The organism is Pseudoclavibacter terrae (genome assembly GCF_008831075.1).
GTDB classification, from domain to species: Bacteria; Actinomycetota; Actinomycetes; order Actinomycetales; family Microbacteriaceae; genus Pseudoclavibacter; species Pseudoclavibacter terrae.
In genome coordinates, this window is the sequence record NZ_WBJX01000002.1 from 541,600 (window position 1) to 563,560 (window position 21,961).

The following is a 21,961-nucleotide window of genomic DNA, read 5'->3' on the forward strand; positions in this document are numbered from 1 at the left end:
ATGCGAGAGCTCGTGTACTACGTCGCGACGAGCATCGACGGATTCATCGCCGACCCGAGCGGAGGCTTCGACGCGTTCCCGATGGAGGGCGACCACATGGCCACCCTGCTCGCGGACTACGCCGACGCGCTCCCCGCGCACGTGCTCGATGCGCTCGGGATGCGGGCCCCAGGCACGACGTTCGACACCGTCATCATGGGCTGGAACACCCTGCGGCCAGCTCTCGACGCTGGCATCGAGAGCCCGTACCCGCATCTGCGTCAGGTCGTCGCGAGCCGCGGCGACCGCCGCGTCGCTGACGACGTGACGCTCACGAGCGACCCCGTCGACGCCGTCCGACGGCTCAAAGGCGAGGACGGGCTGCCGATCTGGCTCTGCGGCGGGGGCGAGCTCGCAGGCTCACTCCGCGGCGAGATCGACCGCCTCGTCCTGAAGCGGAATCCGGTCGCCTTCGGTGCCGGCGTTCCGCTCTTCGGCCACGCCGGATACTCGCCGCAGGCCTTCACGCTGAGGGCGACGCAGCGCTTCGAATCGGGCGTGACGATCGACGAGTATGTCCGGCGCGACGAACGGCAGAGCGCCTAGCTGGCGATCTCCTGATACGCGGCGAAGAGCAGGCTCTCATCCGGCGCGCGCATGATCGTCGGACGCCCGAGGCCATCGAGGACGACGAACCGAAGCATGGCACCCCGCGCCTTCTTGTCGCGGCGCATCGTGGCGAGCAACGTCTTCCAGCGGCCGGCCGGATAGCTCGTGGGGAGGCCGAGCAGCTCGAGGATCGCCGTGTGGCGGTCCGCGGTCGCGTCGTCCAGGCGCCCGGAGAGCCTCGCCAGCTCGGCGACGAACACCATTCCGATGGAGATGGCGGCTCCGTGGCGCCACTGGTAGCGCTCCGCGTTCTCGATGGCATGCCCGAGCGTGTGTCCGTAGTTGAGGATCTCCCGCAGCCCCTGCTCGGTGAAGTCCTCCCCGACGACCCGTGCCTTGACGCGGATCGCGAGCTCGAGCACCCGAAGGAACTCCTCGGTCGTCGGGTCGGTTGCCCGCTCCGGGTCGCGCTCGATGATGTCGAGGATCTCGGGCTCCGCGATGAAGCCGGCCTTGACGACCTCGGCGAAGCCGGCCAGCAGCTCGTTTCGCGGCAGGCTGTCGAGGATCTCCGGATCGATGACGACGCCAGCAGGAGGGTGGAACGATCCGACGAGGTTCTTGCCCTCGTTCGTGTTCAGCCCCGTCTTGCCGCCGATCGCCGCGTCGACCATCGCGAGCACCGTCGTCGGCATGTGGACGACCTTGACGCCACGCAGCCACGTCGCCGCGATGAAGCCGCCGATGTCGCTCGTCGCGCCTCCGCCGATCGTGATGACGGCGTCCGACCTCGTGAAATCCGCCTGGCCGAGGATCTGCCAGCAGAACGCGGCCACCTCGATGCGCTTCGCTCCCTCCGCATCCGGGATCTCGGCGATCAGCACCTGGGTGTACTCGCCGACCAGCTGCTCGCGGACTCGTTCCGCCACGTTCGCCAGGTGAGGGGCGTGCACGATCAGGACCTTGGCGACGCCCTCGCCGAGCAGCGCCGGAACCACGGTGGCCGCGTCGCGGAACTGGCCGCCGCCGATGATGATGTCGCCGTGGGCGCCGGGAACCTCGATGATCTCAGGCAACGTCGCTTGGTCCTTCCTTGGAGTTCTGCTCCAGCCACTCCGCGATGTCTTCGACGACGCGGACCATGGGCCGGAATGAGGTGTCGAAGCTCACGTCCGCGAGACGCTCGTACGTCTCGCGGCGGGCTTCGTAGATCTGTGTCCAGCTCTCGATGCCCGTGATGAGCGGTCGCTTCGAGTTGCCGGTGATGCGCTCCGTGATGGCAGCGGGGGATGCGGTCAGCAGCACGACCGTGTGGCCCTCGAGCCGCGCCTGCGTCTCGACATCCATGACCGCCCCGCCCCCGAGCGAGAGGACCTCGGTCGTCTCGAGGTGCTCCGCGATCACGTCGCGCTCGAGTCGCCTGAACTCGAGCTCCCCGTGTGCGGCGAAGATGTCGGGAATCGCCCCGTGGCGCGCCACGATCACCTTGTCGGTGTCCGCGTAGCTCGCTCCGAGCACCTTCGCGAGCCGGCGCCCGGCCCTCGACTTGCCGGCCGCAGGCGGGCCGATGAGGACGACGCTCATACGCGCCACTCGCTCAGCGAGTCCCCCATCGGCGTCTCGTCGACGGGACCGGCCTGCAGCTCGGACTCGGAGACCGACACGTGGGACGTCCGCAGCAGCGGTGGGATGCTCTCGAGGTAGCTCTCGATGTTCCGCTTCGTCTCCGCCACCGAGTCCCCGCCGAACTTCTCCAGGATCGAGTCCGCGATGGTGAGGGCCACCATGGCCTCGACGACGACGCCGGAGGCCGGGACCGCGCACACGTCGGAGCGCTGGTGGTGCGCCGCCGCGTCCTGACCGGTCGCGACATCCACGGTGTGCAGCGCCTTCGGGACGGTCGCGATCGGCTTCATGCCCGCTCGCACGCGCAGGACCGTGCCCGTGGCCATGCCGCCCTCGATGCCGCCGGCGCGGTCGCTCGAGCGCACGATGGAGCCGTCCCTGACGTACAGCGGGTCGTGCGCAGCGGTCCCCGGACGGCGAGTCGTCTCGAACCCGTCGCCGACCTCGACACCCTTGATGGCCTGCACGCTCATGAGCGCCTTCGCGAGGCGCGCGTCGAGTCGACGGTCCCACTGCACGTAAGAGCCGATGCCGGGCGGCAGTCCCCACACGAGGACCTCCGTGACCCCGCCGAGCGTGTCGCCGCTCTTGCGGACCTCGTCGATGAGCGCAACGGCCGCCGCCGACGTCTCCGCGTCGAAGACTCGGACCGGATCGGCGTCGATCGCCGCAAGGTCGGCGTAGGCAGGCAGCGGCGCGTCGTCCGGGACACGAACCGTGCCGATGGCCAGCGTGTGACTGAGCGTCGTGATCCCCAGCTCGGCCAGGAAGCGCTTCGCGATCGCGCCGAGCGCGACGCGCGCCGCTGTCTCACGGGCGCTCGCGCGCTCGAGGACGGGGCGGGCGTCGTCGAAGCCGTGCTTCTGCATGCCGATGAGATCGGCGTGTCCGGGGCGCGGACGCGTGAGCTTCGCACCCCTGCCGGTGTCGAACACGGCGGGATCGACGGGCTCCGGGCTCATGACCTCGACCCACTTGGGCCACTCCGTGTTGCCGATGCGGATGCCGATGGGCGACCCCATCGTGACGCCGTGGCGCACGCCCGCGGAGAGCGTCAGCTCGTCCTGCTCGAACTTCATCCGCGCGCCCCGGCCGTGGCCGAGCTTTCGCCGCGCGAGGTCGGTGCGGAGATCGTCGAGGGACAGCGGGACACCTGCTGGGAGTCCCTCAAGGATCGCAAGGAGTTCTGGGCCGTGGGATTCCCCGGCCGTGAGCCATCGAAGCATTGGACTATTCTGACACGCGCAGCGCGGCGCTCCGCATCGCGGCCCGCACGTCGGCCTCTCGCGGCAGCGGTTCGGACACCCCGCGTCCGGTGAAGAGGCGCACTTGCACGAGCGCCTGCTCGAGCAGGAGCTCGAGTCCGGAGACCACCCGTCCGCCGGCAGACAGCCAGCGCGACGCGAGATTCGTCGGCCACGGGTCGTAGAGCACGTCGAAGAGGACAGCTCCGTCGACCCAGGCCTCGTCGACCAGGAGGTGGTCCTGGTCACCCGGGACGGTATTGACGACGAGCTCGGCGTGCTTGGACTCGACAGGCAGGGCGTCGAACTGGGCGAACGTCAGCACGTCCACGCCCACCCCGAGTGACGACGCCAGCGCAGCCAGCTCCCGCGCGCGCTCAGGAGCGCGGACGACGACAAGAAGCTCAGACGTGCCGAGCGATGGCAGCGCTGCGACGACAGCCGCCGCCGTGCCCCCGGCCCCGAGCAGGCGGACCCTCGGCGCAGCCTGCACACCCGCACCGTTCAGCGCTGCGACGAACCCGAGCACATCCGTGTTCCACCCACGAGCGGCGCCGCCCGCGTCCGGATCGTCGAAGACGAGCGTGTTGACGGCCCCGATCTCGACGGCAGCCGGGGCGAGCCAGGACGCGAATTCGTGCGCCTCCTGCTTGAGGGGCATCGTGATGGAGAACCCACGCCACCCCGGTCCGCGCGTCGACATGAAGTCGGCGAGCTCGCCTTCCGGAACGTCGAACCGCTCGTAGCGCCAGTCGAGCCCGAGCTCCCTGTACGCCGCGGCATGGATCGCCGGCGACTTCGAATGGCCGATCGGCGAGCCGAGGACCGCGAGCCTGGTCCCCGGCGAGGCCTCGCCTGTCTCAGCCATACTCGGGGTGATCTTCCATCCATGCGAGCCACTTGGCGACCGCGACCTCGTGCTCCTCGAACGTCTCGGAGAAGATCGTCTCCCCTGTGTCGAGGTTCCAGGTCACGAAGTACACCCATGGCCCGTCTGCGGGGTTCACGGCCGCGTCGATGGCGATGTCGCCCGGGTTCGAGATCGGACCCGCGACCATCCCAGGATGCACGTAGGTGTTGTAGATGTTCGCCGCGTCGGCGCGTTCCGCGTCGCTCGTCGAGACTCGGTGCGTGTTGCCGGTGCCGTAGGCAACGGTCGCGTCTGACTGCAGGAGCATGCCCATGTCGAGCCTGTTGAGGAACACCCGGGAGACCTTGTAGTAGTCCTCGCGGAGACCCGCTTCCTTCTGGATGAGGGAGGCCAGACGGATCGTGTCCCAGCGTGCCTCTGGCGCGACGCCGTGCTCGTCGAGTGACTGGAACATGCGGTCGACAAGCGTCTTCAGCACCGTGTTCGCGTCGACGCCGGGGTCGAAGCTGTAGGTCGCCGGGAACAGGAACCCCTCGAGCGTCGTCGCCTCTGCGGGGAGCCCGAAGTTGGCTGGGATCGCCGCTGCCTCGAGATCGGCGACGGGAATGCCGACGCCACCCTCGATGAGCGCGTAGACGTCCTGGAGCGCCGTGCCCTCCGGAATCACGACAGTCGACTCCTGGCGGTTCGCGGGGTCGAGCAGCGAGGCGAGCGCTGCTTCGGCGCTCATCTCCTCCTGCATGCCGTAGCTGCCCGGAATGAAGACGGGATCCTCGGGCTGCGCGAGCACCTCGTCCACGAAGGCGCCGGGGGACTTCACGATGCCGACCTCTGCGAGTCGCTCGCCGATGGAGGTGCCGGTATCGCCTGACTCGATGGTGAACGCCATCTCCGTGCCGTTCCCGCTGCCTTCGAAGTCGGCCGAGGACGCACCACCCCCGAACAGGCTGCGCAGCTGCGAACCGAAGCCGAACCAGACGACGGCCGCGCTCACGGCCACGACCACGACGAGCACGAGGATGACGATCAGGCTGCGCTTGCCCTGCCTGGCCGCGGCGGACTGGCGCCTGCGGTTCCCGCCGGACCTCCGCGGACTGCCGTCGCCTGCGTCCGCCTGCTTCGCGGTCTCGTCGGAGAAGAGGTCACCGAACGGATCGTCCGGGGTGAATCGCTTGCGACCTTCTTGGCTACCTGGGGGCTGGTTGTCCGTCAGAGTCCTGATCCTTTCGGGAGAGGAGCTCACCCGGCGCACGTCCGGATTGGCGCTCCGCGTCGAGCGAGGTCTGCAAGATGACGACTGCCGCCACCTGGTCGATGATGTTCCGAGATCTGGAGGCCTTCCGGCCCACGTCGCGAAGCTGTCGGCTCGCGCTGACCGTCGTCAGACGCTCGTCCACCAACCTGAGTGGAACCGGGGAGTGGGCGGCGATCTGCTCGGCCACGCCCCTCGCGTCCGCGGTCGATGCGGTCTCGGCGCCTGAGAGCGAGAGCGGGAGACCCACGATGATCTCGATGGCGTCGTACTCGACGACGAGCTCCGCGATCCGCCTGGCGTGCGCGTCGCCCTTGGCACCATCCCGCGGCACCGTCTCAAGCGGCGTCGCGAGCATTCCGTGCGGGTCGCTCCTGCTGACACCGACGCGGGCCTTGCCCACGTCGACGCCGAGGCGAGTGCCTGGGCGGATGTCAGCCATTCGCGAGTTCAGTGCGGATCGCGGCGAGCGCGTCGTCGAGGCGATCGACGTCCGTGCCGCCGCCCTGGGCGACGTCCGGCTTCCCTCCACCGCCGCCCCCGAGGATGGGCGCGGCGATGCGGACGAGGGCGCCGGCCGCGGCACCTGCGTCGCGGGCGGCCGGGTTGGTGGCGACCAAGACGATCGGCTTGCCGTTCGATGCGGCGCCGAGTGCGACGACGGCCGGGCGGTCGCCCAGCTGCTCGCGCACGGCGAGCGCCAGGGACCGGAGCTCGTCCGCGCTGCGCACCTCGCCGAGGTGCTTCGCGACGAGGACGACCCTGCCAGCGCTGCTCGCCTCGGCGGCGATCGCTGGCACCCGCTGCATGGCCTCGGCGGCCTCGAGCTCCGCGATGCGCTTCTGCGCCGTCTTGAGGCTGGTCGCGAGATCCTGCACGCGGTCAGCCAGCTGCTCGCGCGGCGCCTTGAGGCTGCTCGTCAGCTGCGAGACGATGGCGCGCTCGACGGCGAAGTCGGCGAAGGCGTCTCGACCCACGAGCGACTCGATGCGTCGGTTGCTCGAACCCACTGAGGATTCCCCCACGAGGTTGACGATCCCGATCTCCGAGGAGCTGCCGACGTGCGTGCCACCGCACAGCTCGCGCGACCACGGGCCGCCGATGTCGACCATCCGCACCCGGCTGCCGTACTTCTCACCGAACAGCGCTCGAGCGCCGAGCGATTTCGCCTCGTCGAGGTCCATCTCGCGCGTCGTGACGACGTGGTTCGCCCGGATCGCGTCGTTCACGATGCCCTCGAGCTCGGCCTTCGTGTCGTTCGTGAGCGCCTGACTCCAGGAGAAGTCGAGGCGCAGGTAGCCGGCCTTGTTGTATGACCCGGACTGGTGCGCATCAGGTCCGAGCACGTCGCGGAGCGCGGCGTGGAGGAGGTGCGTCGCCGTGTGCGCCTGGTTAGCGCTCCGGCGGTACCCGGCATCGACGATCGTCTCGACGCGGTCGCCGACGGCCACTTCACCCGAGGCGATGGAGACGGTGTGGCTCACGAGACCGGCGATCGGTCGCTGGACGTCGACGACGTCAGCCACCAACCCCCGAGCTGCTGAGGTGATCTGGCCTGAATCGGCTTCCTGTCCGCCCGATTCCGCGTAGAGCGCGGTGCTCGCGAGGATGAGCTCGACCTGCTGACCAGCGCTCGCGCTCGCAGCCGGATGCCCGTCGACGATGAGGCCGAGCACCTCGCTCTCATGGGCCAGGTCGGTGTACCCGACGAAGGCGGTCTCGCCGAGGGAACGGAACTCGCTGTACACGGAGACGTCGGCCAGGGCGGAGCGCTTGGACTTCGCATCCGCCTTCGCACGCGTGCGCTGCTCGCTCATCAGCCGCTCGAACGCCTCGCGGTTGACGCTGACGCCCGCCTCCTCGGCGATCTCCACGGTGAGGTCGATGGGGAAGCCGAACGTGTCGTGCAGCTTGAACGCGGTCTCTCCCGAGAGGTGCTGCACGCCGCTTGCACGGGTCTCGGTCACCGCGGTCTCGAGGATGGCCGTGCCAGCTGCGAGCGTGCGGAGGAAGGTCTCTTCCTCGGCGTAGGCGAGACGAGCGATGCGCGGGAACTCGTCCACCAGCTCCGGGTAGGCGTCCTTCATCGCTTCCTTCGAAGCGGGCAGGAGCTGCGGGAGGCTCGCGCCTTCGAACCCGAGGAGGCGCATGGCTCGGACGACACGGCGCAGGAGGCGTCGCAGGATGTACCCGCGTCCCTCGTTGCCCGGCTCGACCCGGTCGGCCATGAGCATGAGCGACGAGCGCACGTGGTCGGCTACGACGCGCATGCGCACGTCGTCCTCGTGGGAGGCGCCGTAGGCCTTGCCCGAGATCTCGGCAGCCTTGTCGAGGACCGGGCGCACCTGGTCGATCTCGTACATGTTGTCGACGCCCTGCTTGATGAAGGCGATGCGCTCGAGCCCCATGCCCGTGTCGATGTTCTGCTTCGGGAGGTCGGCGACGATCTCGTAGTCGTCTTTGGTCGTGCCCTCGCCGCGCTCGTACTGCATGAACACGAGGTTCCAGATCTCGACGTAGCGATCATCATCGGTCGCCGGTCCGCCGTCGGCTCCGTACTGCGGGCCACGGTCGAAGAAGATCTCAGAGCACGGCCCGGCGGGGCTGCCTGGGCCGCCCGCCGACCAGAAGTTGTCCTTCATGCCGAGGCCCTGGATGCGTGCATCGGGGAACCCCGTGACCTCGCGCCAGATGCCGCGTGCGACGTCGTCCTTCTCGTAGACCGTGATCCACAGGTCTTCCGGCCTGAATCCGAGCCCACCCGCACTCTCGGGCGTGGTCAGCAGCTCCCACGCGAACTCGATCGCACCCTGCTTGAAGTAGTCGCCGAACGAGAAGTTCCCGCACATCTGGAAGAACGTGCCGTGCCGGGGGGTCTTGCCGACCTCCTCGATGTCGTTGGTCCTGATGCACTTCTGCACGCTCACCGCGCGGTCGAACGGCGCTGGGACGACTCCCGTGAAGTACGGGATGAACGGAACCATGCCGGCGATCGTGAACATGATCGTCGGGTCGTCGCTCACCAGGGGCGCTGAGGGGACTGCGGTGTGCCCCCGCTTCTCGAAGAAGTCGAGGTAGCGGCGACGGATCTCGGCGGTTTGCATCGTGCTGTGTGGCTCTTTCTGTGGCGACTGGCGACGGGCGACGAGGTCCCCCGGACGGTGGGTGGGGTGTCGCGCTACTTGATGTCGGCGATGGCCGCGGTGAGGTCCTGCGTGCGGGCGCGGTAGCCCTCCGCCACGGCTTCGGTGAACTCGTCGACGCGCTCGTTCACGCCGGAGAAGAACCTGCGGCCTGCGGGGGTCGAGTTGACGAGGTGGGCGAGGGCGAAGCCTGCGGCGATGCCGCCGATGATGCTGAGCGCTGTGCGCATGAGATCTCCTGGAACGTGGTGAGCGGGTGTCTGGCGGGTCAGCGTGTTGCGCGCGGCTTCGGCTTCTTCGGCTTCGAGGCGGACTTGACCGTCGCTGGTCCGTCGCTCTTGAGGCTCGAGATGCCAGCGCGGACCGCTGCGGAGAAGCCGGCGAGCTTGATGAGCGGGCCACCGACCGTCGCCGCCGTGAGCGCGACGAGGCTGGACACGTTGCTTGTCGTCTCGGAGACGTGCGTCGTGATGCTGTCGATCTTCGCGAGCTGCTTGTTGGCCTCGAGGACGGTGACCTGCGTCTCGGCGAGCGTCGGCGTGATCGCATCGACGGATTCGCGGATGCCGCTGCGCACCTCGTCGAGCACTCCCCCGAGCTTGAGCAGCGGCACCGCGAGCAGAAGGACGAGGATGAGGAAGACTCCGGCCGCGATGAGGCCGGCGATGTCGCCACCAGACATGGTGCTCCTTAGTGAGCGCGGCGCGTCGCCGCGCGGGTAGACGAGCGCCGCAGCGCCGCAGGACAGACAAAAGGGCGGGTCATCTCGCGATGACCCGCCCCTATGTTAGTTGGCTCCGGCGGCTCGGGTCGCCCCGAACTGCCAGTTCCGGCGAACCGGAGCGCCAGCTTGGCTAGCGAGCAGCGTAGTACTCGACGACGAGCTGGACTTCACACGTCACCGGGACCTCGACGCGCTTCGGGCGACGCACGAGGCGCGCCTGGAGCGTTGCGAGGTCGACATCGAGGTACGCGGGGAGCTTCGGGAGGACGTCCGCGTGGCCACCGGCTGCGGCGACCTGGAAGACCTCGAGGGCCTCCGAGCGCTGCTTGACCTGGATGAGCTGTCCCGGCTTCACGCGGAAGCTGGGGCGGTCGACGAGCTTGCCGTCGACGAGGATGTGGCGGTGCACCACGAGCTGACGAGCCTGAGCCGTCGTGCGGGCGAAGCCCGAACGCAGGACGAGCGCGTCGAGGCGCATCTCGAGCAGCTCGACGAGGTTCTCACCCGTCAGGCCTGCCGCGCGACGCGACTCTTCGAAGACGATGCGAAGCTGCTTCTCGCGGAGCCCGTACTGGGCGCGCAGGCGCTGCTTCTCGCGCAGACGGACGGCGTAGTCGCTGTCGGTTTTGCGACGCGTGCGGCCGTGCTCGCCCGGTGCGTACGGGCGCTTCTCGAGCGCGCGCTCTGCCTTCGGAGTGAGTGCGATGCCGAGTGCGCGGCTGAGGCGCACCTTGCTGCGTGAACGTGAGGTCTTGGACACAATTGCCTTTCGAGCGAAGTTTGGCGCGCGTGAGCGCGCAGAAATGAAGTTGCTCTCCGCCAAGGCCATGCCCCGGCGTCAAACTTGAGCAGTGTCGCGCGTGCGTCGGCTACAGACTGCACGCCTTACTCTCGGACGCGCAGCCGCACGCGGTCCCGGGACGTAGACCGAGAAAGACTAGCACAGTGCGGCGTGCCGTCAGGTACCCGGCTTGGTGATGGCGCGGAGCTTCTCGAGCCTGGCAGCGATCTCGCGCTCCTCGCCGAAGCGGGTGGGCGAGTAGTACTCGCGCTGGCTCAGCTCGTCGGGGAGGTACTGCTGCTCGGAGACACCGCGCGCGTCGTCGTGCGGGTACTTGTACCCCTTGCCGTGACCGAGGCGCTTCGCTCCTGCGTAGTGCGCGTCCCGAAGGTGCTTGGGAACGCGGCCGATGCCGCCCGCCTTGACATCGGCGATGGCGGCGTTGATGCCGGAGTAGGCGGCGTTGGACTTCGGGGCCGTGGCGAGGAACACCGTGGCCTGGGCGAGCGGGATCCGCCCTTCTGGCATTCCGATGAGCTGCACGGCATCCGCCGCGGCGACTGCCATCTCGAGTCCGCGCGGTTCCGCGAGTCCGATGTCCTCGCTTGCCAGCACGATGAGGCGCCGGGCGATGAAGCGCGGGTCCTCCCCCGCGACGATCATCCGCGCCAGGTAGTGGAGCGCAGCGTCCGGGTCGCTCCCTCTGACGGATTTGATGAACGCGCTGATGACGTCGTAGTGCTCGTCGCCGTCCCTGTCGTAGCGCAGGAGCGCCTGGTCGGAGGCGCTCGCGACGAGCTCGGCGTCGATGGTCGTCTGCTCGGAGGCCTGCGCTGCGGCGGCCGCCGCCTCGAGTGTGGTCAGCGCGCGTCGCGCATCGCCGGAGGAGAACTGGACGATAGCCCGTTTGGCGTCGTCTGCGACCTCGAAGACCCCGGAGAGTCCTCGCTTGTCGGTTGCGGCGCGGTCGATGAGCTCGATCAGATCCGCCTCGTCGAGCGGTTGCAGCGTGAGCAGCAGGCTCCTGGAGAGCAGCGGGCTGATCACCGAGAACGACGGATTCTCCGTCGTGGCTGCGACGAGCGTCACCCAGCCGTTCTCAACGCCTGGCAGGAGCGCGTCCTGCTGCGCCTTCGTGAACCGGTGGATCTCGTCGAGGAACAGCACCGACTGGATGCCGTAGAGGTCGCGTTGCGTGAGCGCCTCATCCATCACCTGGCGGACGTCCTTGACGCCGGCCGAGATCGCGGAGAGCTGGGTGAACCGCTTGCCGGAGGTGTGCGCGATCGCCTGCGCGAGTGTCGTCTTGCCCGTTCCCGGCGGACCCCAGAGGATCACGGAGGTGCCGGCTCGTGCGTCCTGCTCGGGGGATGCGAGCGCGCGGAGGGGCGAGCCCGGCCGCAGGAGGTGCCGCTGGCCGACGACCTCGTCGAGAGATCGCGGGCGCATCCGCACCGCGAGGGGCGCGGTTGTCCCCGCCAGGCTTGGCGCGTCACCGGTCATGAGGCCCGATGTTAGTAAACTCCCCTCTGGTGCCTGCACGGCATGCTGAGGACAAGCGAATGAGGCACAGTGGCAACTTCGGAGAAGAACACGCGTGAACAGCGCCGGCGTACCCGCGAGTACGAGGCGCGCGTCGCCGTCCACGAACGGGGTGTCCGACGTCGGAGTCGAGACAACCGCGTCTGGACCGTCGCGCTCGTCGTCGTCGCGCTTGTCGTCGGCGCCCTGCAGGTCTTCTACTTCACGGGTGGCCCCGGTGCCCCGGCCCCCGCAGCGGACGCGACCTCGACGCCCGCCGCCACGCCCGCCGGAGAGGTACCGGACCCCGCCATCGCCGAGGCGCGTACCTGGACGGGCGAGCTGACCTTCAACGACGACCTCACGCTCGGCATCGAGCTCGACGGTGCGGCGGCTCCCCAGGCGGTCGCGAACATGGTCTCCCTCAGCGGTGAGAACTACTTCACCGACACGTCCTGCCACCGCCTCACGACCGAGGGGCTCTTCGTGCTCCAGTGCGGCGATCCGACCGGCAGCGGGACGGGTGGGCCCGGCTACAGCTGGGGCCCGATCGAGAACGCACCGGAGGACGGGGTCTACCCGGCCGGCACCATCGCCATGGCCCGCCAGGGCGGCAACGCCGAGAGCATGGGGAGCCAGTTCTTCATCGTCTACGAGGACACGACCCTCCCCGGTGACGCGGCTGGTGGGTACACCGTCATGGGTCAGGTCACGGACGGACTCGACCAGCTCATCTCGGGCATCGTGGATGCTGGCGTGGACCCCGCTTCAGGGGGCGGCGATGGTGCGCCCGTCGCACCTGCGGTGATCACGTCGCTCACCCTCGAGTAGCGGGTCGGACCGCCCGGACGCGGCGACAGGGCTCCCCGCCGCCTCCGGAGACTGGGCATGCGCTGGTGAACGAAGCGTCCGCAGTGTCCTAGCATGGGGAGTCAGTCGCGCAAGCTGCGCAAACGCCTACCGTGAGGGAATACCCGCCATGTCTGCACTCCCCCAGAACCCGTGGGGCCGCGTCGAAGAAGACGGCACCGTGTACGTGATCGAAGAAGGGACTGAGCGCAAGGTCGGCCAGTACCCGGACGGCACGGCTGAGGAGGCTCTCGCGTACTTCGTCCGCAAGTTCTCTGACCTCGAGGGTCAGGTCTCGCTGCTCGAGCAGCGCGTCAAGAACGGCGCCCCGGCCTCCGACATCGCGAAGTCGGCCAAGCACCTCAGCGCGCAGCTGAGCGACGCGAACGCCGTCGGCGACCTCGCGGCGCTCCGGTCGCGCCTCGAGGCGCTCGGTGGGACGGTCAGCGAGCTCACCGAGCAGCAGCGTGAAGCGCAGCAGGAGGAGATCGCCGGGGCTCTCGCGGAACGCGAGGCGATCGTCGTCGAGGCTGAGCGCCTTGCCGCTCAGCCCCCAGCCTCCATCCAGTGGAAGCAGACGACGGCGAGCATCGACGAGCTCTTCACGAAGTGGAAGGCGCACCAGCAGGATGGGCCGCGTCTGCCCAAGGCAGAGGCCAATGCACTCTGGAAGCGCTTCCGTGGTGCCAGGAGCACGCTCGAGCGCGAGCGTCGTGCCTTCTTCGCCGAGCTGGATGCCAGCCACAAGACCGCGCGGGATGCGAAGACGAAGATCCTCGAGCGCGCCGAGGCGCTCGCCCCTCGCGGCGCGGACGGCGTTGCCGAGTACCGCCGCCTGCTCGACGAGTGGAAGGCCGCTGGCCGCGCGGGTCGCAAGTACGACGATGCGCTGTGGAACCAGTTCAAGGCGGCCGGAGACGTGCTCTTCCAGGCGAAGGGCGAGGTCGACGCGGCCGAGAACGTCGAGTACGCCGCGAACTACGAGGCGAAAGCCGCGCTGCTCGAGGAGGCCACGCCGATCCTCCAGATCACCGACCGTCGCGCGGCACGCGAGAAGCTCGCCGACATCCAGCGACGCTGGGATGAGATCGGTCGTGTCCCCCGCGAGAACTTCAAGGCGACGGAGGACCGTCTCCGCGCGATCGAGCAGCACGTCCGCAAGCTCGACGACGACCACTGGCAGAAGTCCAACCCGGAGCGTCAGGCGCGGAGCCAGGGCATGCACAGCCAGCTCACCGAGGCGATCGAGAAGCTCGAGGCCGAGCGTGCCGCCGCGGAGGCCCGCGGCGACACGCGTGCCGTGAAGGAAGCCGAGGAGGCGCTCGAAGCCCGCCGCGTGTGGCTCGGAGCCATCGGCAGCTAGAACGTCGAACGCTGTCCACAGCTCACCGAGCTGACCGGCGATACGGCCACCATGTGAGGCAGGATGCGAGAGTGCATCCTGCCCCACTTCGTCTGCTGCCCGATGCAGAGCTGCAGGTCATGTTGCGCGACGGCGTCGTCGTGCGCTTCGGGCACGACTGCGCACTCGCGTACGCGTCCGTGGCAGACCGCCTCACGCCGGCACACCGAGCGGCGTCGGTCGTGCCGCTGGTGACGGGAAGCGCTGCCGTGGGCGGGGCCTCAGCTGTCTGGGTGCACACAGGCGGACCTGCACCGTCAGCGCTGACCATCTCCACGCAGCGCGGAGCGCGTCCACCCAAGCAGCATCTCGTCGGCGTGCGCTATCGGTCCACCGCGCCCCCGGACGCGGCGGTCCGGCTCGTTGGCGGCGTGCGCGTCGTCGTGCCGTGGCTGGCTCTGCTCGACCTGCTGCACGACCCGGGAACCGAGCAGGCGACCATCGATGTCGCCGTGCGGCGGCTCGACCTGGATCCCGTCGAACTGCTCGCGGCCCGCGTCACGCTGCGTCGGCCGTTCGCCGCCCTGGCGAGGAGGCGTGCGACGTTGGCGACGGCCGCTACTGGGTCTTGACGCGGTACACGTCGTAGACGCCGTCGATACGACGCACCGCGTTGAGCACGCGGTCCAGGTGCGTCGTGTCGCCCATCTGGAAGGAGAACTTGCTGATCGCGAGGCGCGCCTTCGAGGTGTGCACGGTCGCCGAGAGGATGTTGACGTGGTGCTCGCTCAGCACCCGTGTGACGTCGCTCAGCAGGCCAGACCGGTCGAGCGCCTCGACCTGGATGTTGACGAGGAACACGCTCGACGAGCTCGGCGCCCACTGGACTTCGATCATGCGCTCCGGCTCGCGGAGGAGGCTCGCCACGTTGTTGCAGTCGGCCCGGTGCACGGAGACGCCCTGCCCGCGGGTGACGAAGCCGAGGATCTCATCACCCGGAACGGGAGTGCAGCACTTGGCGACCTTGACGAGGATGTCGGGCGCGCCGCGCACGAGCACTCCGGAGTCGCTCGTCGTGGGGATGGTCGTGCCTGGCGTGAACTGCGGCGCCTCGTCGGCGGCCGGGACATCCTGCTCCTGACGGAGCGCGGCCTGCAGCTTCTCCATGACGGACTGCGTGGAGACGTGTCCATCGCCGACCGCCGCGTAGAGGGCGGTCACGTCGAGGTAGCGCAGGTTGGAGGCGACGGACGAGAACGCCTCCTGGACGTGGTCCTTGTTGAGCGGGAGCCCCGCTTTGCGCAGTGCCTTCGCGACGGAGTCCTTGCCCTGCTCGATCGCCTCGTCGCGGCGCTCCTTCGAGAACCACTGCCTGATCTTGTTCTTCGCCCTGGCGCTGGCGACGAAGGTCAGCCAGTCCTGCTTCGGTCCCGCGTCCGGGTTCTTCGAGGTGAACACCTCGACGACGTCACCGTTCTGCAGCTTGGAGTCGAGCGGGAGGAGCCGCCCGTTGACCTTCGCGCCCATCGTCCGGTGGCCGACGTCGGTGTGGATGGCGTACGCGAAGTCCACGGGTGTCGCTCCGGCGCTGAGACCGATGACCTTTCCCTGCGGAGTGAAGACGTAGACCTCCTTCGCGCCCAGGTCGAAGCGCAGCGAGTCGAGGAACTCCCCCGGGTCCGTCGTCTCCTGCTGCCAGTCGCTGAGGTGCTTGAGCCAGGCCATCTCGGTCCGGGTCTCATCGGCCTTGTCCTGCTTGCCCGACTGGGCGTTCTGCTTGTACATCCAGTGCGCCGCGACACCGAACTCGGCGCGACGGTGCATCTCGACGGTGCGGATCTGGATCTCGACCGGCTTGCCGTCCGGCCCGATGACCGTCGTGTGCAGCGACTGGTAGAGGTTGAACTTGGGCGTCGCGATGTAGTCCTTGAACCTGCCGGGCATCGGGGTCCACCTTGCGTGGATCGCTCCGAGGACGCCGTAGCAGTCGCGGACCGAGTCGACGATGAGCCGGATGGCGGTGAGGTCGTAGATCTCGTCGAAGTCCCGCCCGCGGACGATCATCTTCTGGTAGATCGAGTAGAGCTCCTTGGGGCGCCCGTAGACGTCGCCGCGCATCTTCAGCTGGCGGAGGTCGGACTGCACCTCGGCGATGACGCGCTGGACGTACTTCTCGCGCTCCGGCTGACGGTGAGCGACGAGGTTCTTGATCTCTGAGTAGATCTTGGGGTTGATGACGGCGAACGAGAGATCCTCGAGCTCGTTCTTCATCGCCTGGATGCCCATCCGGTGCGCGAGCGGGGCGTAGATCTCCAGGGTCTCCTTGGCCTTGCTCTTCGCCTTCTCCGGCGACATGAAGCCCCACGTTCGGGCGTTGTGGAGACGGTCGGCCAGCTTGATCACGAGGACGCGGATGTCCTTGGACATCGCGACGACCATCTTCCGCACGGTCTCCGCCTGCGCGTTGTCGCCGTATTTGACCTTGTCGAGCTTGGTGACGCCGTCGACGAGCATCGCGATCTCGTCACCAAAATCTGAGCGGAGCTCGTCGAGCGTGTACTCCGTGTCCTCGACCGTGTCGTGGAGGAGGGCCGCTGCCACGGTGATCGAGCCGATGCCGAGGTCGGCGAGGATCTTGGCGACCGCGACCGGGTGGGTGATGTACGGCTCACCGCTGCGTCGGAACTGCCCCTCGTGCGCATCCTTCGCGACCTCGTAGGCGCGCTGCACGAGCGCGGTGTTGGCGCGGGGGTCGTGCTTCCTGAGCGATTTGAGAATCGGCTCGAGAACGTGCACAGGCTGCTTCGCGAACATTCTCGGCATTCGCCAGCGCAGCGAGGAAACTTCGCTCATGCAGCACCTCCATATGCATCATCACCCTGGCCTGCGTGAATACGCGGACCAGGGTGATGACAAGTTATCACCGTGCGGACGGTCGTCAGGACGCCGATGCCTTCGACGCCGACTCGGATGCCTCCGGGGTCTCCGCGTCGTCGTCGAGAGCGTCGCCCTCCACGTCGCCGCCATCCTTCTGCGTGCGAGCGCGCGCTGCCAGAATGCGCTTGTCGGTGCGTGCGATCTCCGGCTCTCGCGAGCGGAGCGCCGCGTAGAGCGGGCCGGCGACGAAGATCGTCGAGAGGGCCCCGACGAAGATGCCGATGAACAGTGCGAGCGCGATGTCGCGGAGCGTGCCGGCTCCCATGAGGAAGGCGCCGATGAAGAGGATGCCGCCGACCGGGAGGAGCGCGACGACCGACGTGTTGATCGAGCGCACCAGCGTCTGGTTGATCGCGAGGTTGACGAGTTCGCCGAAGGTCCGGGAGGACTCCGCGTTGTAGTCCTCGGCGTTCTCGCGGATCTTGTCGAACACCACGACGGTGTCGTACAGCGAGTAGCCGAGGATGGTGAGGAAGCCGATCACGGCCGCCGGGGTGACTTCGACGCCGGTGATGGCGTAGACGCCCGCCGTGACGACGAGGTCGTGGGCGAGGGCGACGAGCGCCGCGATGGACATCTTCCAGGTGCGGAAGTACAGCGACATGAGGATGGCGGCGATCGCGACGAAGACCGCGAGGCCGATCACCATCTGCCTGGTGATGTCCTGGCCCCAGGATGGCCCGATCGTCGACAGGTTGACGTCCTCGACGGGAACGGAGTAGGCCTCAGCGAGCTGCGCGCGCAGCTCGGTGTTGGCCTCTTCGGACAGGGAGTCGGTCTGGACTCGGATGCCGCCGTCGCCGAGGACGGCGACCTTGGCGGGCGTGGGCGTGAACTCGGCCGCCGCGGCGATGGCGGGCTCCTGCTCGTCGGTCGCCGGCTGCGAGACGAGGAACTCCGAACCGCCGGTGAACTCGATGCCGAGTTCGAGGCCACCCCGGAGGATCGGGACGAGGATGGAGATGAGGACGGCGATTCCCGCGATGGAGAACCAGATCTTCCGCCTGCCGACGAAGTCGATCGAGCGTTCACCGGTGTACAGGTCGTTGCCGAGCGTCTGGAACTTGCTCATCAGGCCTTCTCCCCCTTGCTTGTCGTCGACGTCTGCTCCGCCGCAGGCGTTCCTGCGCTCACGAGGTCGTCGACTCCGCCCTTCTTGGCGGCTTCCGCCTTGCGCTCGGCGAGGGTCTGGCGCTTCGTCGCCTCACGCGACGCGCCGCGCTTCTTCTGCTCGGGGGTGCGGAACGTCCCGCGACCGCGGTAGACGGCTCCGAGCGAGCGCGGGTCGAGGCCGGATGCCGGATGGCCGTCTGCGAAGAACGACGTCCGTGCGAGGAGTCGCATGAGCGGGTGCGTGAAGAGGGTCACGACGATGATGTCGATGATGGTCGTGATGCCGAGGGTCAGCGCGAAGCCGCGCACGTTGCCGACGGCGACGAACAGGAGGACGATCGCGACGAGGAAGTTGACGGCGTCGGATGCGAGGATCGTGCGGATCGCGCGCGTCCATCCGCCTTCGACGGCGGAGACGAGTCCCTTGCCGTCTCTCAGCTCATCCTTGATTCGCTCGAAGTACACGATGAACGAGTCCGCCGTGATGCCGATGGCGACGATGAGGCCCGCGACACCCGCGAGTGACAGCCGGTACCCCTCTTGGTTGGAGAGGTAGGTGACCACGATGTAGGTCAAGGCCGCGGCGATGACCAGCGATGCCACGGTGACGAGCCCGAGCGTCCGGTACTGGAAGAGCGAGTAGACCACGACGGCGGCGAGTCCGATGAGGCCCGCGATGAGGCCGTTCACGAGCTGCGAGCTTCCCAGCGTGGCCGAGATGGTGGAGGTCGACTGCGCGACGAAGTTGAACGGCAGCGCGCCGAACTTCAGCTGGTCGGCGAGGGCCTTCGCGCTCTCCTCGTTGAAGTTGCCGGAGATCTGCGGCTTGCCGTCGGTGATCGCGGCGTTGGTGGTCGGTGCGACGATGACCTGGTTGTCGAGCGTCACAGCGAACCTGTTCTGGTTCTCCGTGAGGCCGACGAGTCGCTCGGTCACCGCAGCGAACTCCTGGGTGCCCTGCGCGTCGAACTCGATGTTGACTGCCCACTGGTTCGTGGTCGCGCCCGTGCTCGTCGTGGTGAGACCGCTCGTGGCGTCGGCGATCCGCTCTCCGGTGACCTCCACGGGGCCGAGGACGTACTTCTCCGTGCCCGTGTCGTCGCACGTGATGAGCGGCTGGGTCGGGTCGATGTCGGCGGCCGGAGCGAGGTCGGCGCAGTTGAACTGCAGGAAGTCGACGTACATCTGCTCGGTGACCCAGTTGAGGTCACTTGCGTCGGTCGGCTCGGCGGTGGGCGTGGTCGACAGCTCTTCAGGCAGCTGGTCTGCCGGGATGGCCTGGGTGTTCGCGGCCTGGTCGGCGACGAGCACGGCGCGGAACTCGAGCTTGGCCGAGTTCTCGATGCGGTCCCGGGTGAGCTGGTCCATCTCGCCGGGCACGGAGACGACGATGTTGCGTCCGCCCTGCGTGGTGATCTCGGCCTCGGAGACACCGGAGGCGTCGATGCGCTGGCGGATGATGGAGACCGCCTGCTGCATCTGCTCAGATGACGGGTCGGCCTGCCCCTCTGGAAGCTGGGCGGCGAGCACGACCTGGGTGCCGCCCTCGAGGTCGAGCGCGAGGCGCGGGGTCCACTGGCCGCCCTGTGTGGCGACGGCCAGCCAGTTGAGGCCCACGAGGGCAAGGATGAGGATCAGGAGCCACGTGAGCGTGCGCCAGGCGCGCTGGACGATGCCAGCACCCCGACCACGACGCGCCGATGACGTTGTCGACTTCGCCAAGAGAGTTCTGCCTTCTGACCTCAAGACGAGGCCCGTGCGTGAGAGGTGAGGGAGTCGCCTACGCCTTGTTGGTGTTCGGTCCGGACTCGGAGCCGTTGTCGCCGTCGCGACGGTCTGCGTCCGCGGCGTCGCGGTGCTCGGGCTCGGTGGTGGGGAACTCCTCCACGGTCTCCTCGACGGAGAGCGCGGATGCGTCGTCCGGGACGGACGGGGTGAGGATGTTCGCGATCGTCATCGAGTGCACGCGGAGTCGCGTGCCCGGCTCGGACTCGATCGTCGTGATGTTGTTGTCGTCGTCGATGTCGACGATGGTGCCGTACACGCCGCTCTGCGTCATGACGTCCGCACCGATGACGGCGCTGCTGCGCATCTCCTGCTGCTGCTGGGTCCTCTTCTTGTTGCTGCGCCACATGAAGAAGATCATGACGCCGAGGAGGACGAGGGGAAGGAGGAGCGTGAGATCCATATGTGGGTGCCTTTCTGGCAGTCCGTACTACGACTATGCACGCCCGGAACGACGGCAAACGCATCTAGTGTACGTCGCGGTCGTGCGGATGTCGCTCAGCCAGTGATCGAAGGTTGGCGGGAGGGCTAGATATCGAGGCGGGGGCCTTGCGGCACGGCGCCGCCTGGCAGCGCCCGGCCGAGGTGCGCGTAGGCCTGCTGCGTGGCGACGCGGCCCCGCTGCGTTCGCGTGACGAGTCCGGTGCGGACGAGGAACGGCTCGACGACGCTCTCGACCGTTTCTGCTTCCTCGCCGACGGAGACGGCGAGGGACCTGACGCCGACCGGTCCCCCGGCGAACCGATCGATGAGCGCCTGCAGGACGGCCCGGTCGAGCCTGTCGAGGCCGAGCGCATCCACGTCGTAGACGAGCAGCGCGTGCTGCACGGCCTGCTCGTCTGCATCGGTCTCGTGGACCAGCGCGTAGTCGCGGACTCTCCGCAGGAGACGGTTCGCGATTCGGGGTGTTCCCCGACTGCGGGTCGCGATCTCGGCGAGCGCCGCGTCGTCGACCCGGAGATCGAGGAGCCGAGCGGCGCGCGCGAGGACACGCTCGAGTTCCCCGTCCTCGTAGAACTCGAGGTGGGCGGTGAAGCCGAAGCGGTCTCGGAGCGGGTTCGGCAGGAGTCCGGCGCGGGTGGTGGCGCCGATGACGGTGAACGGGGCGAGCTCGAGGGGCACGCTGGTCGCCCCGGCCCCCTTGCCGACCATGATGTCGATCCGGAAGTCCTCCATCGCGAGGTACAGCATCTCCTCGGCGGTGCGCGCCATCCGATGGATCTCGTCGATGAAGAGCAGCTCGCCGGGCACGAGGCTCGAGAGCACGGCCGCGAGGTCGCCAGCGTGCTGGAGGGCCGGGCCGCTCGTGAGGCGGATGGGCTGCCCCGTTTCCTCCGCGACGATGAGGGCGAGCGTCGTCTTTCCGAGTCCCGGGGGGCCGGCCAGCAGGATGTGGTCGGGCGTCCGGCTCTGCATGGCCGCTGCCTTGAGCAGGAGCTCGAGCTGCAGGCGAACCTTCGCCTGGCCGACGAACTCGGCGAGGTTCGCGGGACGAAGCGCCCCCTCGAAGGCGATCTCCGCCTCCGATTCCGGTGACTCGGGGATGCGCGAGACGTCGGTCACGAGCGGCTCCCCGCGGGTCCGAGGAGCTTCAGTGTCGCGCGTAGCAGCGCTGCGACGTCAGGGTCCTCGCCGTCGAGCGCCTTCGCGGCGTCTTCGACCGCGGGAGCCGCCTGGCGTTCCGCGTAGCCGAGGCCGAGCAGCGCCTCGACGACGTCGCGGCGCAGTGCCGCGGAACCGTTCTGGCCGACTGGCTCGCCAGCCGCAGGACTCGGGGAGAGGGCGAGAGCGATCTTGCCGGCGAGGGAGAGGATGATGAGCTTGGCTGTCTTGGGGCCGATGCCGCTCACTGCGGTGAAGGCTTTGACGTCCTCCTCGGCGACGGCGCGTGCGACCTGCTCCGGCTCGAGGTGCGCGAGCACTCCGAGCGCCGACTTCGGTCCGACGCCGGTCACCGTGATGAGGTGCTCGAAGATCTCGAGCTCCTCGGGTCGCTGGAAGCCGTACAGGGTCCACGCGTCCTCGCGCACGACGAGGTGCGTGCGCACCAGCACCTCGGCGTCCAGGCGCAGCTGGAGCGCATGGGCCGGAGTCACGAAGACCTGGTAGCCGACACCGGCGGCCTCGATCGTGACCGTGGTGGCGGTTCGGTACAGCACCTGGCCGCGGAGGGAAGCAATCACCG

General features: G+C 68.4%; 21 protein-coding genes. 4 read left to right on the top strand and 17 right to left on the bottom strand.

Annotated features, from left to right (window positions below; genetic code table 11):
- Positions 1–585 carry a dihydrofolate reductase family protein gene (locus F8O03_RS08740; RefSeq protein ID WP_151423503.1) on the top strand — a complete coding sequence of 195 codons (585 nt, stop codon included), beginning with the start codon at positions 1–3 and terminating at the stop codon, positions 583–585.
- On the opposite strand, the gene aroB is transcribed toward F8O03_RS08740, so the two are convergent.
- From aroB to F8O03_RS08795, 11 genes are all read right to left on the bottom strand, one after another.
- Positions 582–1,664, bottom strand: a complete 1,083-nt coding sequence (aroB, locus tag F8O03_RS08745; protein ID WP_151423504.1) for a 3-dehydroquinate synthase — start codon at positions 1,662–1,664, stop codon at positions 582–584. The two genes, F8O03_RS08740 and aroB, sit on opposite strands and share 4 nt — an antisense overlap.
- Positions 1,657–2,172, bottom strand: coding sequence for a shikimate kinase (locus tag F8O03_RS08750; protein ID WP_151423505.1), 516 nt, complete (start codon positions 2,170–2,172; stop codon positions 1,657–1,659). The genes aroB and F8O03_RS08750 overlap by 8 nt, the downstream gene beginning before the upstream one ends.
- Positions 2,169–3,440, bottom strand: coding sequence for a chorismate synthase (gene aroC / locus F8O03_RS08755; protein ID WP_151423506.1), 1,272 nt, complete (start codon positions 3,438–3,440; stop codon positions 2,169–2,171). Before aroC ends, F8O03_RS08750 begins: the two co-directional genes overlap by 4 nt.
- A 4-nt stretch (positions 3,441–3,444) precedes the next feature.
- A complete protein-coding gene (locus tag F8O03_RS08760; RefSeq protein WP_151423507.1) occupies positions 3,445–4,326 on the bottom strand; it encodes a shikimate dehydrogenase in 882 nt (293 codons plus the stop codon).
- Positions 4,319–5,572, bottom strand: coding sequence for an endolytic transglycosylase MltG (gene mltG / locus F8O03_RS08765; protein WP_244296093.1), 1,254 nt, complete (start codon positions 5,570–5,572; stop codon positions 4,319–4,321). The genes F8O03_RS08760 and mltG overlap by 8 nt, the downstream gene beginning before the upstream one ends.
- Positions 5,517–6,023, bottom strand: coding sequence for a Holliday junction resolvase RuvX (gene ruvX / locus F8O03_RS08770; RefSeq protein WP_151423509.1), 507 nt, complete (start codon positions 6,021–6,023; stop codon positions 5,517–5,519). The genes mltG and ruvX overlap by 56 nt, the downstream gene beginning before the upstream one ends.
- Complete coding sequence (gene alaS, locus F8O03_RS08775) at positions 6,016–8,685, bottom strand: alanine--tRNA ligase (RefSeq protein ID WP_151423510.1); 2,670 nt, start codon at positions 8,683–8,685, stop codon at positions 6,016–6,018. Before alaS ends, ruvX begins: the two co-directional genes overlap by 8 nt.
- 74 nt (positions 8,686–8,759) lie before the next feature.
- Positions 8,760–8,954, bottom strand: coding sequence for a Na+ dependent nucleoside transporter N-terminal domain-containing protein (locus F8O03_RS08780; protein WP_104253275.1), 195 nt, complete (start codon positions 8,952–8,954; stop codon positions 8,760–8,762).
- A 38-nt stretch (positions 8,955–8,992) separates the two neighbouring features.
- Entirely contained in the window at positions 8,993–9,406 is a 414-nt protein-coding gene (locus F8O03_RS08785; RefSeq protein WP_104253276.1) for a DUF948 domain-containing protein, read from the bottom strand.
- A gap of 172 nt (positions 9,407–9,578) precedes the next feature.
- Positions 9,579–10,208: a 30S ribosomal protein S4 gene (gene rpsD / locus F8O03_RS08790; RefSeq protein WP_068484404.1), complete on the bottom strand. Its 630-nt coding sequence runs from the start codon at positions 10,206–10,208 to the stop codon at positions 9,579–9,581.
- A 198-nt stretch (positions 10,209–10,406) separates the two neighbouring features.
- Positions 10,407–11,732, bottom strand: coding sequence for a replication-associated recombination protein A (locus F8O03_RS08795; RefSeq protein ID WP_104253277.1), 1,326 nt, complete (start codon positions 11,730–11,732; stop codon positions 10,407–10,409).
- Positions 11,733–11,801: 69 nt separating this feature from the next.
- On the opposite strand from F8O03_RS08795, the gene F8O03_RS08800 reads away from it, so the two are divergent.
- The 3 genes from F8O03_RS08800 to F8O03_RS08810 all read left to right on the top strand — a co-directional run bounded on the left by F8O03_RS08800 (position 11,802) and on the right by F8O03_RS08810 (position 14,573).
- The gene (locus F8O03_RS08800) at positions 11,802–12,581 is read left to right on the top strand and encodes a peptidylprolyl isomerase (RefSeq protein ID WP_104253278.1); all 780 of its coding nucleotides are present in this window, start codon (positions 11,802–11,804) and stop codon (positions 12,579–12,581) included.
- Between the two features lie 148 nt (positions 12,582–12,729).
- Complete coding sequence (locus tag F8O03_RS08805) at positions 12,730–13,962, top strand: DUF349 domain-containing protein (protein ID WP_104253279.1); 1,233 nt, start codon at positions 12,730–12,732, stop codon at positions 13,960–13,962.
- Positions 13,963–14,033: 71 nt separating this feature from the next.
- On the top strand, positions 14,034–14,573 hold the full coding sequence (locus F8O03_RS08810; protein WP_151423511.1) for a hypothetical protein: 540 nt from the start codon (positions 14,034–14,036) through the stop codon (positions 14,571–14,573).
- On the opposite strand, the gene F8O03_RS08815 is transcribed toward F8O03_RS08810, so the two are convergent.
- The 6 genes from F8O03_RS08815 to ruvA all read right to left on the bottom strand — a co-directional run bounded on the left by F8O03_RS08815 (position 14,560) and on the right by ruvA (position 21,959).
- On the bottom strand, positions 14,560–16,794 hold the full coding sequence (locus F8O03_RS08815) for a RelA/SpoT family protein (protein WP_151423512.1): 2,235 nt from the start codon (positions 16,792–16,794) through the stop codon (positions 14,560–14,562). The genes F8O03_RS08810 and F8O03_RS08815 overlap by 14 nt on opposite strands.
- A gap of 85 nt (positions 16,795–16,879) precedes the next feature.
- A complete protein-coding gene (gene secF, locus F8O03_RS08820) occupies positions 16,880–17,950 on the bottom strand; it encodes a protein translocase subunit SecF (RefSeq protein WP_151423513.1) in 1,071 nt (356 codons plus the stop codon).
- On the bottom strand, positions 17,950–19,713 hold the full coding sequence (gene secD, locus F8O03_RS08825) for a protein translocase subunit SecD (RefSeq protein ID WP_244296095.1): 1,764 nt from the start codon (positions 19,711–19,713) through the stop codon (positions 17,950–17,952). The genes secF and secD overlap by 1 nt, the downstream gene beginning before the upstream one ends.
- A 58-nt stretch (positions 19,714–19,771) precedes the next feature.
- Positions 19,772–20,179 carry a preprotein translocase subunit YajC gene (gene yajC / locus F8O03_RS08830; RefSeq protein ID WP_151423514.1) on the bottom strand — a complete coding sequence of 136 codons (408 nt, stop codon included), beginning with the start codon at positions 20,177–20,179 and terminating at the stop codon, positions 19,772–19,774.
- Between the two features lie 125 nt (positions 20,180–20,304).
- The gene (ruvB, locus tag F8O03_RS08835) at positions 20,305–21,339 is read right to left on the bottom strand and encodes a Holliday junction branch migration DNA helicase RuvB (protein ID WP_151423515.1); all 1,035 of its coding nucleotides are present in this window, start codon (positions 21,337–21,339) and stop codon (positions 20,305–20,307) included.
- Complete coding sequence (gene ruvA, locus F8O03_RS08840; protein ID WP_151423516.1) at positions 21,336–21,959, bottom strand: Holliday junction branch migration protein RuvA; 624 nt, start codon at positions 21,957–21,959, stop codon at positions 21,336–21,338. The genes ruvB and ruvA overlap by 4 nt, the downstream gene beginning before the upstream one ends.
- Positions 21,960–21,961: the final 2 nt, after the last annotated feature.